Source organism: Aliivibrio finisterrensis (assembly GCF_008933155.1).
Taxonomy (GTDB): domain Bacteria; phylum Pseudomonadota; class Gammaproteobacteria; order Enterobacterales; family Vibrionaceae; genus Aliivibrio; species Aliivibrio finisterrensis.
Genome location: NZ_WBVP01000001.1, coordinates 135,388 through 150,736, shown reverse-complemented (window position 1 = coordinate 150,736; position 15,349 = coordinate 135,388). Strand labels below are relative to the sequence as shown.

At 40.0% G+C, this 15,349-nt stretch carries 16 protein-coding genes; 11 read left to right on the top strand and 5 right to left on the bottom strand.

Annotation, left to right across the window (positions count from 1 at the left end; translation table 11 throughout):
- Positions 1 to 28 precede the first annotated feature (28 nt).
- The 3 genes from F8B77_RS00640 (at position 29) to F8B77_RS00630 (ending at position 3,588) form a co-directional block, all read left to right on the top strand.
- A complete protein-coding gene (locus F8B77_RS00640) occupies positions 29 to 1,129 on the top strand; it encodes a transporter substrate-binding domain-containing protein (protein ID WP_151652817.1) in 1,101 nt (366 codons plus the stop codon).
- Positions 1,130 to 1,186: 57 nt separating this feature from the next.
- Positions 1,187 to 2,122, top strand: a complete 936-nt coding sequence (locus tag F8B77_RS00635; protein ID WP_151652815.1) for a LysR family transcriptional regulator — start codon at positions 1,187 to 1,189, stop codon at positions 2,120 to 2,122.
- Positions 2,123 to 2,382: 260 nt separating this feature from the next.
- The gene (locus tag F8B77_RS00630) at positions 2,383 to 3,588 is read left to right on the top strand and encodes a NupC/NupG family nucleoside CNT transporter (RefSeq protein WP_151652813.1); all 1,206 of its coding nucleotides are present in this window, start codon (positions 2,383 to 2,385) and stop codon (positions 3,586 to 3,588) included.
- A 66-nt stretch (positions 3,589 to 3,654) separates the two neighbouring features.
- Here the strand turns inward: F8B77_RS00630 and F8B77_RS00625 are convergent, their stop codons facing one another.
- The 5 genes from F8B77_RS00625 to F8B77_RS00605 form a co-directional block, all read right to left on the bottom strand.
- Positions 3,655 to 4,560, bottom strand: a complete 906-nt coding sequence (locus F8B77_RS00625; protein ID WP_151652811.1) for a glucosaminidase domain-containing protein — start codon at positions 4,558 to 4,560, stop codon at positions 3,655 to 3,657.
- 90 nt (positions 4,561 to 4,650) lie between these two features.
- On the bottom strand, positions 4,651 to 5,148 hold the full coding sequence (locus tag F8B77_RS00620) for a peptidylprolyl isomerase (protein WP_151652809.1): 498 nt from the start codon (positions 5,146 to 5,148) through the stop codon (positions 4,651 to 4,653).
- Positions 5,149 to 5,198: 50 nt separating this feature from the next.
- Positions 5,199 to 6,050 carry a class A beta-lactamase gene (gene bla, locus F8B77_RS00615; protein WP_151652807.1) on the bottom strand — a complete coding sequence of 284 codons (852 nt, stop codon included), beginning with the start codon at positions 6,048 to 6,050 and terminating at the stop codon, positions 5,199 to 5,201.
- A gap of 35 nt (positions 6,051 to 6,085) precedes the next feature.
- Complete coding sequence (locus tag F8B77_RS00610) at positions 6,086 to 7,003, bottom strand: 1-aminocyclopropane-1-carboxylate deaminase/D-cysteine desulfhydrase (protein ID WP_151652805.1); 918 nt, start codon at positions 7,001 to 7,003, stop codon at positions 6,086 to 6,088.
- A gap of 81 nt (positions 7,004 to 7,084) precedes the next feature.
- Positions 7,085 to 7,429 (bottom strand): YajD family HNH nuclease, encoded by a 345-nt coding sequence (locus F8B77_RS00605; RefSeq protein ID WP_130049205.1) that lies wholly within the window; start codon positions 7,427 to 7,429, stop codon positions 7,085 to 7,087.
- 71 nt (positions 7,430 to 7,500) lie between these two features.
- Here F8B77_RS00605 and F8B77_RS00600 point away from each other — a divergent pair, with 71 nt between their 5' ends.
- From F8B77_RS00600 to murQ, 8 genes are all read left to right on the top strand, one after another.
- A complete protein-coding gene (locus F8B77_RS00600) occupies positions 7,501 to 7,968 on the top strand; it encodes a methyltransferase family protein (protein ID WP_151652803.1) in 468 nt (155 codons plus the stop codon).
- A gap of 138 nt (positions 7,969 to 8,106) precedes the next feature.
- Positions 8,107 to 8,883: an outer membrane lipoprotein-sorting protein gene (locus tag F8B77_RS00595; RefSeq protein ID WP_151652801.1), complete on the top strand. Its 777-nt coding sequence runs from the start codon at positions 8,107 to 8,109 to the stop codon at positions 8,881 to 8,883.
- Between the two features lie 31 nt (positions 8,884 to 8,914).
- A complete protein-coding gene (locus tag F8B77_RS00590; RefSeq protein ID WP_151652799.1) occupies positions 8,915 to 10,144 on the top strand; it encodes an ABC transporter permease in 1,230 nt (409 codons plus the stop codon).
- On the top strand, positions 10,134 to 11,351 hold the full coding sequence (locus F8B77_RS00585) for an ABC transporter permease (RefSeq protein ID WP_151652797.1): 1,218 nt from the start codon (positions 10,134 to 10,136) through the stop codon (positions 11,349 to 11,351). The genes F8B77_RS00590 and F8B77_RS00585 overlap by 11 nt, the downstream gene beginning before the upstream one ends.
- A 10-nt stretch (positions 11,352 to 11,361) precedes the next feature.
- Complete coding sequence (locus F8B77_RS00580) at positions 11,362 to 12,045, top strand: ABC transporter ATP-binding protein (protein WP_151652795.1); 684 nt, start codon at positions 11,362 to 11,364, stop codon at positions 12,043 to 12,045.
- Positions 12,046 to 12,176: 131 nt separating this feature from the next.
- Positions 12,177 to 13,082 (top strand): DnaJ C-terminal domain-containing protein, encoded by a 906-nt coding sequence (locus F8B77_RS00575; RefSeq protein ID WP_151652793.1) that lies wholly within the window; start codon positions 12,177 to 12,179, stop codon positions 13,080 to 13,082.
- A gap of 65 nt (positions 13,083 to 13,147) precedes the next feature.
- Positions 13,148 to 14,326, top strand: a complete 1,179-nt coding sequence (locus F8B77_RS00570; protein WP_425277973.1) for a hypothetical protein — start codon at positions 13,148 to 13,150, stop codon at positions 14,324 to 14,326.
- A gap of 112 nt (positions 14,327 to 14,438) precedes the next feature.
- Complete coding sequence (gene murQ, locus F8B77_RS00565; RefSeq protein ID WP_151652789.1) at positions 14,439 to 15,341, top strand: N-acetylmuramic acid 6-phosphate etherase; 903 nt, start codon at positions 14,439 to 14,441, stop codon at positions 15,339 to 15,341.
- Positions 15,342 to 15,349 lie beyond the last annotated feature (8 nt).

Genomic DNA, 15,349 nt, shown 5'->3' with positions numbered 1-15,349 from the left:
GTTTTTAACGTATAAATGGGAGAGCGCTATGCATGATAAGAAAAGGGCTTTCCGTCATTATATTATTTTAATCGCTATCTTTATGACTGCTATGTTTTTAGGGATAGAGAAAAGTAGAGCAAATACCGAACTAAAAGTAGGCACCTATCATTGCCCTCCCTTTATATTTCATCAAAACTCTCAGCAATATAATGGGCTGAGTATGGTGCTGTGGCAACGAATTTCAGAGATAATGAAGGTTGAATATTCAATTAAAAATTATGAGCTGAATGATTTATTGCTAGCCGCAGAAAAAGGAGAGATAGATGTTGGTATATCTTGTATATCGATTACTCCTGACAGAGAAGAGCATGTTGATTTCTCACACTCATTTTATGAAACGCATCTTGCCATCGCGCTAAAAAACCGTGGTTATCTTGATTCATTTATTAGCATCATTACCAATAAAACCTTGTGGAAAGCGCTTGGCATATTTTTCTTTGTCGCGATAAGTGTCGGGGCTTTCTATTATTTTCTTGAGCGTAAAAATAACGACAAACTTTATTCGATGCCAACCAAGCGAGGTCGGTTAGCAGAAGCTTTTATTCTCGGGGTACTGTTTATTACCAAAGGGCCTTTCAACTATTTTGAATTTAAAACCTTATCAGCGCGAATAATGACCGTATTGATTGCTATGTTTTCAACCGTTTTCATTGCCAGTATTACCGCGATATTAGCAAGTTCATTAACATTGGAGCAGTTACGGTTTGATGTAAAAGGAGTAAATGATTTATCAAAATTGCAAGTAGGAGCAAAACAAGCAACAACCGCTTCTTTGTTATTGACCGATCACAGTATTGCCCATGAAACCTATCCTAGTATGAGAGCGCTATTAGTCGCTCTAGAAAATGGAGAAGTGAATGCTATCGTGGCCGATGATGCGGTACTGCGTTATATGATTAAACAAGGCAAAGAAAAAGAGATGTTTGCTGATTTAGTCGTATTACCGTATCAACTTGAAAAACAAAATTATGGCCTAGTTTTAGTTGAAAATAGCCCCTATGAAGAGAAGATTAATCGGGCGTTATTGCAGATCCGAGAAACATCAGAATGGCATCAAATACTATTGGAATATTTTACTGAAAATTAATCCTATAATGATACTATCTTCGCCCCAATTTCCCTTTTGCAATAAAGGACATGATAGATGCACGATCGAGCCAGCCAAATGGTGATATTTTACGCCTTAGCAAAAGCAGGCAGTTTTACTGCTGCAGCAAAACAAATGGGTGTGTCTACCTCTCATGTAAGTAAGCAACTGGGAGTACTAGAGGCGAGTTTGAATGTGAAATTAGTTCAAAGAACGACTCGTTCGCTCATTCTTACGGATGCAGGGCAACAGTTCTATCTGTACTGCGAAAAAATTTACAGTACGATGACCGAAGCTAGCGCAATTATGGATAATGAACGTGACGGTGTTGCGGGTATTTTGCGACTAGGGCTATCGCAGTCTTTTGGCACTATGCATATTATCCCAGCGATTGATAAGTTACGTCAGCAATATCCCGATCTGCAAGTTGAAGTTCGCTTATTCGATCACCGAGCAGATATGCTTAAAGAAGGTTTAGATTTATGGGTAACAAACTTTGAAGATATCCCAGAAGGATATGTTGCACAACGTTTGGCAGATTCTCGCTTTGTTTTAGCGGCCTCACCGGATTATTTGATTGATAAATCTGTTCCTCATCATCCTCAAGATCTTATAGAGCATAATTGTCTTACTTACCAAAGCCGCTATCGTGATTACAGCAATTGGGATTTCAGTAAGAACAATGAAACGTTATGTGTCAAAGTGTCAGGAAACTATCGTGTCGATTTAGCAGAAGCAGTGCGAGATGCAGCTATCTCAGGTTGGGGAGTGGCTTATTTAGCAAGTTATTTACTAACTAATGAGTTTAGTGAAGGAAAGCTCATTCAATTATTACCGGATTGGAAAGCGAGTCAACAGATGCCAATTTATGCAGCGTATCCAAGCCGTAAGCACTTACCAAGAAAAATTACCGCAGTCATTGAGTTCCTGCGTGAGCATATTGGTCAGCAACCCTATTGGGATAAATCTCTTCTGAAATGGGTTAAATTATAGTTATTGATTAAATCAACATCAAGGTTGTGATGTTAATTTAATCAATGAGTTATAGCGACTATTTTTAATGGAAGAAATATATTTTCCATATGGAAATAATCGTCATTCAAGCCGCTTGTCTCGTTTTATAAATCAACCACTTATGTACAGTAAGAAATGTGATCTAAATCTCATTAACAGCGTGTTATCAATCCCGACTTGCACGCAAACCTTTGCGCATTAGAATGCCTGCTCTATTTTCGATAGCACAGGTTTCTATCATGACATCGCTACTTGGTATTTTTACCATTTTATTATTTGCTTATTTATGTTCGACAGATCGTCGTAATATCCCTCTAAGAACCGTTTCTTTAGCGTTTGGTTTACAAATCATTTTTGCTTTACTTGTTTTATATGTTCCAGCCGGTAAAGAAGTGCTCAACTCAGTAACCGCAGGCGTTTCAAGCGTAATTGATTATGGCCAACAAGGGATTGCTTTTTTATTTGGTGGCTTAGCGACAGGCAAAGTAGGTTTTGTCTTTGCCATTAATGTGCTTGGTATCATTATATTCTTCTCGGCACTTATTTCTGCTCTTTATCACCTTGGTATCATGCCTAGAGTAATTAACTTCATTGGTGGTGGGTTACAGCGTTTATTAGGCACAGGACGAGCAGAATCACTTGCCGCTACAGCAAACATCTTTGTAAGCATGGTAGAAGCCCCTCTTGTTGTAAAACCTTACTTAAAGCACATGAGTGATTCACAGTTCTTTGCTGTAATGACTTGTGGTTTAGCATCAGTGGCTGGCGGTACTATGGTAGGTTACGCATCGCTAGGTGTGGATCTTAACTTCCTTATTTCAGCAGCGTTCATGTCAGCACCTGCTGGCCTATTAATGGCTAAAATGATGGTGCCACCGGGTGATGAAGCCAATAACGACGATGAAATTACCTCTGTTGAGATTGACCACGCAACAAACGTATTTGAAGCATTAGCGGATGGGGCAATGTCTGGTTTACGTATTGCAGTAGCAGTAGGTACAACACTATTAGCCTTTGTGAGTGTCATTGCTTTACTTAATGGCTTGCTTGGTCATGTTGGTGATTTCTTTGGTTTAAAACTAAGCTTTGAATTGATCCTTGGTTATTTATTTGCACCAGTAGCTTTCTTGTTAGGTGTGCCATGGAATGAAGCGATTCTTGCTGGTTCATTGATTGGTAATAAGATCGTGGTGAATGAGTTTGTTGCCTTCATTCAATTAATGGAAGTGAAAGACCAACTAAGCCCGCATTCTGTTGCGATTGTTACCTTTGCGTTATGTGGTTTTGCCAATATATCAACCATGGCTATCTTGATTGGTGGTTTAGGGAGCTTGGTTCCGGAGCGTCGTTCATTCATCGCTAAAATGGGATTCAGAGCGATTACTGCAGGCGTATTAGCAAACTTGATGAGTGCGGCGATTGCCGGTGTGATTTTGTCGCTATAGACGATAATAAATTTAGATAGTTAATAGTTAAAAGGTTGCGATGATAAGTCGCAACCTTTTTTGTTTCTAATGAGTAAATCGAATACGTATCGGAGCCGTGTTATCAAACTCAACATTATCAAAGCTATCAAGTTGATGGTGCTTGATTAGAGATTGTAAATTCTCAACATAGGCATCGCCACGCGTAGAGTAGTGAGATAAAGACTCAACTAACTCATAACCTGATAATTTATCTTCTGTGCTTAGTTTTTGGCGTAAAGTCCAAAGATCTTTATAGGCAGAGGTCGTATTTAAGTTGTACATGTAACGTGCAGTTCCTGCGAATAGGTTATCAAATGCAGCTACTTTTACATGCCCACCAGGGGTACTTAAATACTTACCGCCTTTAGAAGATAAGTGCTCTCCATATAATCCATTTCCTTTAACTGCAAAGTAACTGGTTCCCCAGCCACTTTCATCAATCCCTTGAGCGAGAACCATACCGACAGGAATAATATCTAGGCGTAAAAGCAGGTCATCAATGCTGTTTGATTTAATATCATAAGACGTCATTAACTCATTTAGCCATACTGTTTCTTCTTTCGACCATTCACTTTTAGGTTGCTTTGATAGCGCGATAACGTCATGTCTAACCGTACTTATGCGTTTATTCACCTCAATAATGGTAGGCAGTAATAAGCGAATAAACCCTGAAATCTTCTCTTGAACAGGCAGTGAATTCAGATCGCTTGGTAGGTTTTCAACAAAGAACGCTGGGATTTGATCCGTTTTACTTACATTAGCCAATTGATACTGATGCTGCTTAAATTCATTGATAAGAGATTGAGCTGAGCTAAGTGTAGTGACTTTTATCTCAGGATAGGGGCTGGTGAGCTTCTCTGGTGAAATAGGAAGATCCGCAGCAAATGTACTAGAAGAACCAATGAAAAGTAAAGAAGCGGAGATATGTTTTAACTTTTTAGAGAAAGACATAAATAAAGTTCCATTGTTAATATTAATAGGGTCGAAAACGGTGCTAAAATCAGCACCGTTGATGTTTATGTTGAGATAACAAAGAGTTCGTTACTCTTCAATAATCGTTACTTTCTCGATCACAATACTCTCTTTTGGAACATCGTCAAACTCGCCAATAGATTTGGTTTTGATCTTCGCTATTTTCTTAACCACGTCCATACCAATCGTCACTTCACCAAATACCGCATAACCCCAACCAGCATTGGTGGTTGCAGTGTGATCAAGAAAAGTGTTGTTAGCTATGTTAATAAAAAATTCACTGGTGGCAGAGTGAGGGGCATCAGTGCGTGCCATAGCGATACTACCGTTTAAGTTTTTCAAACCACGGTTCGCTTCATTCACAATCGGAGCACGCATCTCTTTTTCTTGCATATCAGAAGTGAAACCACCGCCTTGGATCATAAACCCTTTGATAACTCGATGAAAAATAGTGCCTTCATAAAAACCATCTTGGCAATATTTTAAGAAGTTTTTTGAGCTTACCGGTGCTTTTTCTTTGTTTAGCTCAATGTGTATATCGCCGAAATTGGTAGTAAAAATAATCATACAGTTCACGTCTATTTAAAAAGTAATTGGCTAAGATTATACGTAGTTTCTTAGTTTATGTTGAATTCTTTGAATATTGCATTGCCCACTTCCACAATCACTTGATTACGTGAAGCCATGTCTAAATTCGTTTGAGTCAGATAAATAGACATAATAATAGGCGCACGCTTTTCATTCCATAGAACAGCGGTGATACCACGAGATCCAAAACCACCAGCACCAGAGCGATCTGCAATTGACCAGTTTCTTGGAAGAATCGAACGTAATAATGGATCTGAGACTTTATTATTGACCATCCAACCTTTTAAGGTATTTTTGTCTGCTGTGGTAAGTGTTTGACCAAATAACAGCTCATTAAGTGTATTTGTCATCGCATTTGGAGTCGTTGTATCCCTTACATCTCCTTTTTGTGCTTCATTTAATTCAGGTTCAATACGGTCTAAGCGAGTAATGTCATCACCAATTAAGCGTAAGAAAAGCGTGAGAGAAGTTGGAGTTCCAGTTTGTGCTAATACTATATTGGCTGCAGTATTGTCACTCATCAGCATCGTAGCTTCGCATGCGCTCTCTGTACTAATTGTTTCACCGATAAACTTTTCAGTGATTGGAGACCATGGAATGATGGATTCTTGAGTCACTCTTGTTAGTGCTTCTTTATCTAAAAGGTCATTACTTGAGTTGTACAGCATTTGAGCACAAAGCAGAGTTTTAAATGTACTCATCATTGGAAAGCGTTGGTCGCCTTTATAGCTCCAGGTAGTATCTGTTGCGGTATCTAGAACTGAAATACCGATAGTACTAGAGCTTGATAGTTCAATGGCTTCAACCGTTTCTAATGTAGAAGAAGCAAATACAGAATGAGAGAGCAAAGTTAAGCAAAAAAGCAGTGCGTTACATTTCATTATTAGTCCTAAAGGATATCTTTTATAAATATAGATTAATCAAATTTTCGTTGGTAACGAGGCAACATACTTTCGTTACCTAATAATCCACCTTGATGGATATAAACTAATGTTTGATTGGCGTTATTCGGTATCCAATCATTCAAGCAGCGCCACATTAGGGGGTCGTACAGTAGTTCAAATTCAACACCAGTTTGTGATAGGAGTGCTCTCCACATCTCGTAATCGTGATGATATAACTTACCAAAATGGTGTTTTTTCGTTGGTGTTAAAATATCAGGATGATCGGCTTCACCAAGCTCTAAAAACTGTGCGGTAAGATAGGCATCTCCGCCAACACAGGCACAGGTAATCACGTTTATATCGTGGGCTTTTAAATGTTTATGAAGAAACAGAGCCGTTGTTCCTGTACCAGAAGGCAAAGCTACGGTTAGAGAGGCTAATCTCTGTTCTTTCTTCCATTCAATAAGCTCTGCTGCCAATTGCTTTACGCCGCTTTCAGCCAAACCACAACGGCCACCTTCAGGCACAAATAATTCATGCTCTCTTGGTAGCCTAACTTGTTGAATGTAATCTAAGCTCCCTAGTGTGCTGCCATCATCTAGTTTGGCGTTATCTGTCTCATTTAACGCGATAATATTTGCGCCAAGATCCAATGCCGCACGATAGTTCCCTTTTGGTGATTCTTTTAAGAATGAAGGAACATGGTCAACGTAAAAATCTAACTGCCAACCTTTTAGTTGAGCCAACGCCGCTAACGAGTAGAGAGAGTTTGCCTGTGGTGAGCCATAACCAATAATCGTGGTAATCGCAGGAAAATCACCGTCTAACAATCCCATAAACTTGCGAGCTTTATTGCCAGAAAATTGAGGATGAAGTTTATCATCGCGCTTTAAATAGAAATCAACACCATTAAATTGATGCTGAGTTACTGGGCTGTTTTGGATTTTCATGATGAGATATAAATATAGACTGTAGGGAAGGAGAGATGACCTTTCAGTGAGTTGAAAGGCCATATAAATCTGTAATGAGAATTACTTTTTCATCATTGATTTTAAAGCTGCAAACGGGTTGTGTGTTGCACCTTGATGATCATCTTCACCCGCTTTAATTTCAGAACCGTACTGGTCATGCTCTGTATATTTTGAATGCTCATGATCGTGGCAGAAAAGGCACAAAAGTTCCCAGTTACTGCCGTCATTTGGGTTATTAGTATGATCGTGATCTTTATGGTGAACCGTCAACTCACGTAAGTTTGAATAAACAAATTCACGCGCACAGTTACCACAAACCCAAGGGTACAGTTTTAATGCTTTTTCACGGTAGCCACTTTCTTGGCGGGCATAAGCGGCACTAGAGCCATAAAAATCAGATGACATATAAATCTCGACTGCTAAAGTTAATACAATAATTATATGGAAAGAATATACCACGTTTTTAAGGAGAATAAATGCTATCAAAATTAGAGTTGAAAATTCCTCCACCGCTAGTCATGTTGCTATTTATGGTGACAGTATTTGGTTTTGATAAAATAATGCCATTTGATCTGTTTTATCTACCTTGGTTAACTTATGTGCTTGTTATTAGCTTAATTGCACTTGGAGGGGGTGTGTCGCTATGGGGGGTAAAAGAGTTTAGAGACGCTAAAACCACAGTAAATCCATTAAAACCAGAGAGCAGCTCGTCCCTTGTGAATTCTGGTATTTATCAATACACACGTAACCCTATGTATCTTGGTTTCTTACTTATTTTACTCAGTTCAGTGGTTTATACCCAACAGCCACTGGGTTTGGTGAGTGCGCTCGGCTTTGTTGCGTATATGAACCGTTTTCAAATCGAACCAGAAGAAAAAATCTTGGTTAAACTTTTTGGTGATGAGTTTGTTGACTACATGAATAAAGTTAAACGCTGGTTTTAAATTGTCATAAATACAATGAAGCGAGCTTGACATTTCTATGACAAAGATTTGGATAATTTCGTCTTAGAGGTCACGAAAACCTTAGCCTAAACATTCTATTATGTGTTTATAAATCAAGCATCATGGCTGGGGTGTGATATGAAACATAAAATAAAATTATTGATTAAAATAGTCCTGTTTTTTGCGTTTTTCGGCGTAGTAGGTCACGTGTTTGCTACTGATGAGTTAAGTGCAAATACAATTGTTAAAAAGTCGGATGCTCAAATGCGTGGTAATTCAAGTTACACCGAATTAACCATGAACATTATACGACCTGATTGGACTCGCAGCATGAGCATGAAGAGCTGGACTAAGGAACAAAATCTTTCTTTAGTATTGATTACAGGGCCAGCAAAAGATCGCGGCAGTGCTTCTCTTAAGCGTGATAAAGAGATGTGGAGTTGGATACCAAATATTGAACGAGTGATAAAAATCGCCCCTTCAATGTTGGGTCAATCATGGATGGGCTCTGATTTTACCAATGACGATTTGATCAACCAATCTTCAATCGTGGTGGATTACGACCACAAAATGGTTAAACAAGAAGTGATCGACGGCGATAAAACATGGGTGATTGATGCAATAGCAAAACCTGATGCACCTGTGGTGTGGAGTAAAGTACGTTTGTGGATCTCACAAGAGACGTTCTTACAACGTAAAGTAGAGTCATATGATGAATTCGATGAGCTAGTCAATACCATGACAACCTATGATATTAAAGAAATGGGTAATCGTATGGTAGCAACAAGAATAGAAATGGTTCCAGCCGATAAGCCAGGCAATAAAACCGAAATGATTACCCATAAAGCGCAATTTAATTTCCTTATCAATGATAAGTTTTTCTCACAAGGTCAAATGAAATCATTACGTAATTAAGCCATTAATTCCTTATTTCTAGGCGGTAAACATGCTCATTAAGTTAGCTTGGCGAAACCTATGGCGACAAAAAAGAAGAACCTTGCTAACGGCCTCTGCGTTGGCGCTGGCCTTGTTGCTTTCATTATTAATGCGGAGCATTCAAGAGGGCAGTTATACCGCAAATATAGAGAATGCGGCTCGTTTATCTACGGGCCTTATTCAACTGCAAAATCCAGAGTTTAAAGAAAGCCAAAGCATTGATGATTTATTGCCAATGAGCGATGACTTTATCAAACCAACCAAGCAACAGCCTAATATTGAATTTGCACTTCCACGTATCGAAACCTTTTCTCTTGCTGCCGCGAATGATAAATCAAAAGGCGTGATGGTGGTGGGTGTCGATCCAACACCAGAAACCGCTTATTCTGGTTTGGCAGAGAAAGTGATTAAAGGAGAATATCTTTCACGAGATGATAAATCCGTATTGATGTCTGAGGGGCTGGCTCAATTTTTTAATCTCACCATTGGTGATGAAATTGTGCTGTATGGCCAAGGTTATCGGGGTCAAACTGCTGCAGGGTTATATCTCATTAAGGGGATTGTGCATTTTCCGATGCCAGAGCTGAACAATCAACTTATCTATTTACCCATCAAAGAAGCTTCCAATTTATTTAGCACAGAAGATCAAGTCACTGCTTGGGTATTACATACTCGTGATTTTTCACAATTGCTACAAACGGTGGATGATCTACAAATAGGGTATGGATCAAGTGTGGCCGTTCGGCCTTGGAATGATCTTATTCCCGAAATGGAACAACAGATCCAAATTGATCGGGTGAGCGGCATTATTATGATGTACCTCCTATATGGCATTGTTGGCTTTGGTCTATTCGCTACTCTATTAATGATGACCTTAGAAAGAAAACGTGAATTTGGCGTCATGCTAGCCACAGGAATGGTTCGAACAAAGCTATTAAAGTTATTAGTTCTTGAATCCATTTTTATCGGATTGTTAGGTATTGCTATAGGCTTAATGATTGCCATTCCTATCTTAGGCTATTTGTATATTAACCCTATTACTTTAACCGGAGATACGGCACAAGCCATGCTTGAAATGGGCTATGAGCCTATTATTCCTTTATTAATTAGTTCGTGGCTGTTTATTGATCAAATTATGATCGTGATAGGGCTGTTACTGCTTTGTCTTATTTATCCATTGTGGCGTATTTACCATCTCTCGATTGTCTCTGCACTTAAAGGAGGTTCGCATGCTGGTTAAATTGGCGTGGCGCAACGTATGGCGCAATAAATTACGAACCTCCATTATGTTGGGAGCCATGATTTTTGGTGTCGCTGGTGTTATGTTGATGATGGGGTTTATGAATGGGATCATTGATAATTTGATAAAAAATACCATTCAGTGGCAAACCAGTCATATTCAAATTCATCAGAAAAATTACGCATTAAATCCAGACATTAATCTGGTGATTGATGATGAAGCTGAGATAACCAAACAGCTAGAACAAGCACCACAAGTCAAAGCGTGGACAAGTAGAACCTTAGTTAACGGCATGATAGCGTCAGCTCGCAGTACTCGTGGTATTCAAGTTAATGGTATTGATTTAGAGTCAGAGCCCAAGATAACACCGATAGCAGAGCATATTCTTGAAGGGGAATGGCTTGATGATAAAGGGCGTAACCCCATTTTAGTGTCACAGAAAACGGCGGATCGATTAAAGCTCAGAGTAGGCTCAAAAGTCGTGCTCACGTTTACCGATACTACAGGAGATGTTACTGGTGCGGCGTTTCGAGTTAGGGGGATTTTTAAAACCTCATCCAGCACCTTTGATGATGCCAACGCGTATGTCCGAAAAGCCGATCTTCAACAACTTGGCCAAGTACATTTCGATCATGAAATCGCAATTTTGCTACACGATGAGGCTCAAGTTAGTGATTTTCGAGAGCAGTTAATTAGTTCTATATCAAATAAAAATAAGGTTCAAGATTGGCTTCAATTACAGCCAATACTATCGACAATGATGAGTTCGATGAATGCCGGTAATCAAGTGATCTTAGTTATTTTTGTTATCGCAATGGGCTTTGGCATCATCAATATTCTTCTGATGTCAGTCTTTGAGCGAACCAGAGAGTTTGGCGTATTAATGGCGGTTGGAATGAAGAAAGGCAATATTCGCCGTTTAATTATTTTAGAATCCGGCTTTATTGGAATAATTGGCGCGGGTTCTGGTGTTATTTTCTCCTTATTTTTATTGTTTCTTCTTAGCAAAACCGGAATTCCACTTGAAGCGATGGCAGAAGGGTTAAATGCATTTGGTATTGATTCGGTTTTATACCCAAGTGTCGCTTTTAGTGATTATGTCACCGTTTTTGTGACGGTGTGGTGTGTCAGTGTATTAGCAGGGCTTTATCCTGCCCATCAAATAATTAAAAAGAAACCCGTCGAAGCCATGGCAGAGAAACAATAAGGTAAAAAGTATGACGATAAAAATTGAGCAGTTATGCAAAACCTATAACCCAGAGTCGGATTTTCCTGTCCATGCGGTTGATCACCTTGATTTGGTTATTGAACAAGGGGAGTTTGTGGCGGTGATTGGACCATCAGGATCAGGAAAAACAACCTTATTAAATATGTTGGGTGGAATAGACAGCGTTACCTCAGGAAAAGTGAGTATTGATGGTAATGAGCTGACAGTTATGGATGAAAAGAAGCTGATAGAGTTTCGTCGTGACAATATAGGGTTCATCTTTCAAGACTACAGTTTATTGCCTGTATTAACCGCATTAGAGAATGTGGAGTTCGTTATGCAGTTACAGGGTCACGCTGAAGCAGAGTGCAAACAAAGAGCTCAAGACTTACTGAAAAAAGTAGGCCTAGAAGATCAGCAACATAAAAGACCAGCCCAACTCTCTGGCGGGCAGCAACAACGAGTTGCCGTTGCACGAGCGCTTGCTCCAAGACCACGCTTTATTATGGCCGATGAACCAACGGCAAATCTAGATGCTAAAAGCACCGCAGAGCTGCTTGATATAATGGAAAGCTTGAATAAAGAAGAGGGGACGACGTTCATTTTCTCAACTCATGATTCAAGGGTCTTTAATCGAGCGAAGCGGGTTATTGTGTTTGAAGATGGGCAACTGAAAGAAGATAAACAACAATAACTGCCGCATTTTGTGAGATAGATCTTGACCTTAATCTGATAGGACATAAACTCCTTTGATTAGATTTATTCAAAGAAAGGCATAAGCGATTCCGTTTTATGTCTGTTTCTATTCATTGACGAGGTTAAGTCATGTCTAAACGTGATTATTATGAAGTCCTTGGTGTCTCCAAAAGCAGTACAGAAAAAGAGATCAAAAAAGCATACAAACGTCTTGCGATGAAATACCACCCAGATAAGAACCCGGGTGATGCGCAAGCTGCAGACAAATTTAAAGAGATAAAAGAAGCGTACGAAATTCTAACTGATGCCGATAAACGCGGCCAGTATGATGACTATGGCCACGCAGCATTCCAAAATGGTGGCATGGGTGGAGGTGGTGGCTTTGGTGGCGGTCATAGCCAAGGTTTTAGTGGCTTCGAAGATATTTTTGGTGGTGGTTTTGGCGGTCGTTCGCGTGGTGGTTTTGGCGGCGGCGGCGGATTTGAAGATATGTTCTCTCAACATCGTCAACCACGCGCGCAAAAAGGGCAAGACCGTCAGTTTAACCTAACGGTTGAATTTGCTGATGCGATCAACGGCTGCGAGCAAGTTATCGAATTACCAGTCAATGGCGTGAACAAAAAAATCAACGTTAAAGTACCAGCAGGTATTGAAGACGGTGAGAAAATTCGCTTTGTTGGTAAAGGCGAAGCGGGCGCATACGGCGGCCCAGCGGGTGACTTATTAATTCAGATTAATACGCGTCCGCACACGCATTTAAGACGTGAAGGTAATGATTTAATTTGCCCAGTAACGACTGATTTTGTGACAGCAGCACTGGGTGGTGAGGTTGAGATTCAAACCTTGGAAAGCCGCTTTAAATTAAAAGTGCCAGCAGGGACTCAAAATGGTCGTAAATTCCGCATGAAAGAAAAAGGCGTGAAGAGCCGTAAAGGTGCGACGGGCGATCTAATGGTTGTCATTACTGTGGCAACACCGACGAATCTGACTGAAGAGCAGAAAGAACTGTTGATAAAGTTCAAGGAACTGTCGTAACCTAATCATTATCAAGCAGACATAATACGTATCTAGAATAGGTATCACTAAGAGGGCATGAACTGATGAAGAAAGTATTCACAAGGTTTGTGCCTTTTTTATTGTTCAGTAGCCTATCGAGCTATGCTCAAATCCCAGGTTTAACCCCAGAGAAAAGCTGGGATTTAAACGGCTATGTAAAGTACATGGCAACCAGTACCATCCCAAACTCGGGCGACGCTATCTTTGATAATATTGTCCATCAACGTTTTAATTTTGAATACCGATTTAATGATCAATTACGCGTGAATTTGGGTATGCGCAACCGTCTATTATTTGGCGATAGCGCTGAGTACCCAAATTATGGTGACTTTATCTCTTATGATCCCGGCTACGTTGATTTATCTAAAAATTGGCTAGATAAAAAAGGGATGATAGGAAACACGCAATTTGATCGAGCTTATCTCAATTGGAATAAAGACGATTGGCAATTTCGAGCTGGGCGTTTTCGTATAAATTGGGGAATGACCACCGTATGGAACCCAAACGATATCTTTAATTCATATTCCATCTATGATTTTGATTATGAAGAGCGTCCTGGAACCGATGCAGTAATGGTAAGTAAAAAACTCGGTTTTGCGAGCTCAATTGACTTGGTTTTTAATCCCAGATCAGACAGTGAGTTAGACAGCTATGCAGCGCGGTATCTGTTTAATAAACAGGGGTGGGACATGCAGGTATTACTTGGTAAGTCTCAGCTAGATTATGTGGTAGGTGCAGGCTTTGCAGTGGATGTTTATGGCGCAGGGCTGCGTGGTGAGTTCAGTTGGTTTGAGCCCACTCAACGTCGTTATGATAACCAAGATCTCGTTGCATCCAGTGTTTCAAGCCTTGAAATGGATTATCGCTTTAATGGAACTGAAAACTGGGTGATTCAAGGCTCTCTCATGCATATCTCAGAACCTCAAGATGCCGACAACGCAATGGCATACTTAAATTTACCACTCAGTGCCAGAACCCTTAGTTTTACCCATTGGACATGGTATTCAAGCTTAGGTGTGGATTTATCGCCATTATCAAGACTCACCTTTATGAACAGTTATTACGATGATGGGTCTTTCTTTGTTGGTGTTAATCAGAACTACTCACTAGCCGATGATTGGCAATTAATTGGTGTAGTGCAATATTTTGATGGATCGAGCGACAGCGTGTTTGGCGAAAACCCAAGTACCTTGCTATACGCTCAAATCAAATGGAGTTTTTAGCGATAGTGATGCCACTATTTTGCACGTTTAGAATAATCTTGGTTGTGATTTTTTATTCTTTATGATGGCAACCATTGAAATTGAGAATTTATCTTTTGAAGAGAACCTAATAATGAAAATTGATTTAACCACATTAGTGACAGAGAGCCGTAATCAAGCCAGTGAAAATATCGATGTGTTATCAACGATTGAAATGCTGACAGTGATTAATAAAGAAGATCAAAAAGTCGCTTTAGCTGTTGAAGCCATTCTTCCTCAAATCGCAGAAGTGGTCGATGCCATTGCAATCGCATTTCAATCGGGTGGGCGTTTAATTTATACCGGTGCAGGCACTTCAGGCCGTTTAGGTATTTTAGATGCGAGTGAATGCCCTCCAACTTATGGCTCTAACCCTGATTTAGTGGTTGGTCTAATTGCTGGCGGCCATCAAGCGATTCTAAAAGCAGTAGAGAACGCAGAAGATAACCGTGAACTAGGCGCTTCAGATTTACAAGATTTAGGCCTTAATGAAAAAGACGTAGTAGTTGGTATTGCAGCAAGCGGTCGTACTCCTTATGTTCTTGGTGCGATGGAATACGCAAAATCAGTAGGGGCAACGGTTGCAACACTAAGCTGTAACCCAAACAGCCCAATGACAGAACTTGCCGATATCAATATGACACCAGTTGTAGGCCCTGAAGTGGTTACAGGATCTTCTCGTATGAAAGCAGGAACGGCTCAAAAGCTAGTGCTAAATATGCTAACGACAGGGGCGATGATCCGAACCGGTAAAGTATTTGGCAACTTAATGGTTGACGTGGAAGCAACCAATGCAAAATTAGTGCAACGCCAAAAGAACATTGTAATAGAAGCAACAGGCTGCCAAGAAACAGAAGCGGCTGAGGCGCTATCTCATTGTGATAATCACTGCAAAACAGCCATTTTGATGGTTTTGTCTGGGTTAGATGCAAAAAGCGCGAAAGCAAAGTTAGCAAAATATAATGGCTTTATTCGCAACGCGCTTTCAGAGCAATAATGGCTAAG

Excerpts from the sequence above, each read along its gene's own strand:
- F8B77_RS00640 (WP_151652817.1), top strand. The coding sequence starts at position 29 with ATGCATGATAAGAAAAGGGCTTTCCGTCATTATATTATTTTAATCGCT.
- F8B77_RS00635 (WP_151652815.1), top strand. The coding sequence starts at position 1,187 with ATGCACGATCGAGCCAGCCAAATGGTGATATTTTACGCCTTAGCAAAA.
- F8B77_RS00630 (WP_151652813.1), top strand. The coding sequence starts at position 2,383 with ATGACATCGCTACTTGGTATTTTTACCATTTTATTATTTGCTTATTTA.
- F8B77_RS00625 (WP_151652811.1), bottom strand. The coding sequence starts at position 4,560 with ATGTCTTTCTCTAAAAAGTTAAAACATATCTCCGCTTCTTTACTTTTC.
- F8B77_RS00620 (WP_151652809.1), bottom strand. The coding sequence starts at position 5,148 with ATGATTATTTTTACTACCAATTTCGGCGATATACACATTGAGCTAAAC.
- bla (WP_151652807.1), bottom strand. The coding sequence starts at position 6,050 with ATGAAATGTAACGCACTGCTTTTTTGCTTAACTTTGCTCTCTCATTCT.
- F8B77_RS00610 (WP_151652805.1), bottom strand. The coding sequence starts at position 7,003 with ATGAAAATCCAAAACAGCCCAGTAACTCAGCATCAATTTAATGGTGTT.
- F8B77_RS00605 (WP_130049205.1), bottom strand. The coding sequence starts at position 7,429 with ATGTCATCTGATTTTTATGGCTCTAGTGCCGCTTATGCCCGCCAAGAA.
- F8B77_RS00600 (WP_151652803.1), top strand. The coding sequence starts at position 7,501 with ATGCTATCAAAATTAGAGTTGAAAATTCCTCCACCGCTAGTCATGTTG.
- F8B77_RS00595 (WP_151652801.1), top strand. The coding sequence starts at position 8,107 with ATGAAACATAAAATAAAATTATTGATTAAAATAGTCCTGTTTTTTGCG.
- F8B77_RS00590 (WP_151652799.1), top strand. The coding sequence starts at position 8,915 with ATGCTCATTAAGTTAGCTTGGCGAAACCTATGGCGACAAAAAAGAAGA.
- F8B77_RS00585 (WP_151652797.1), top strand. The coding sequence starts at position 10,134 with ATGCTGGTTAAATTGGCGTGGCGCAACGTATGGCGCAATAAATTACGA.
- F8B77_RS00580 (WP_151652795.1), top strand. The coding sequence starts at position 11,362 with ATGACGATAAAAATTGAGCAGTTATGCAAAACCTATAACCCAGAGTCG.
- F8B77_RS00575 (WP_151652793.1), top strand. The coding sequence starts at position 12,177 with ATGTCTAAACGTGATTATTATGAAGTCCTTGGTGTCTCCAAAAGCAGT.
- F8B77_RS00570 (WP_425277973.1), top strand. The coding sequence starts at position 13,148 with ATGAAGAAAGTATTCACAAGGTTTGTGCCTTTTTTATTGTTCAGTAGC.
- murQ (WP_151652789.1), top strand. The coding sequence starts at position 14,439 with ATGAAAATTGATTTAACCACATTAGTGACAGAGAGCCGTAATCAAGCC.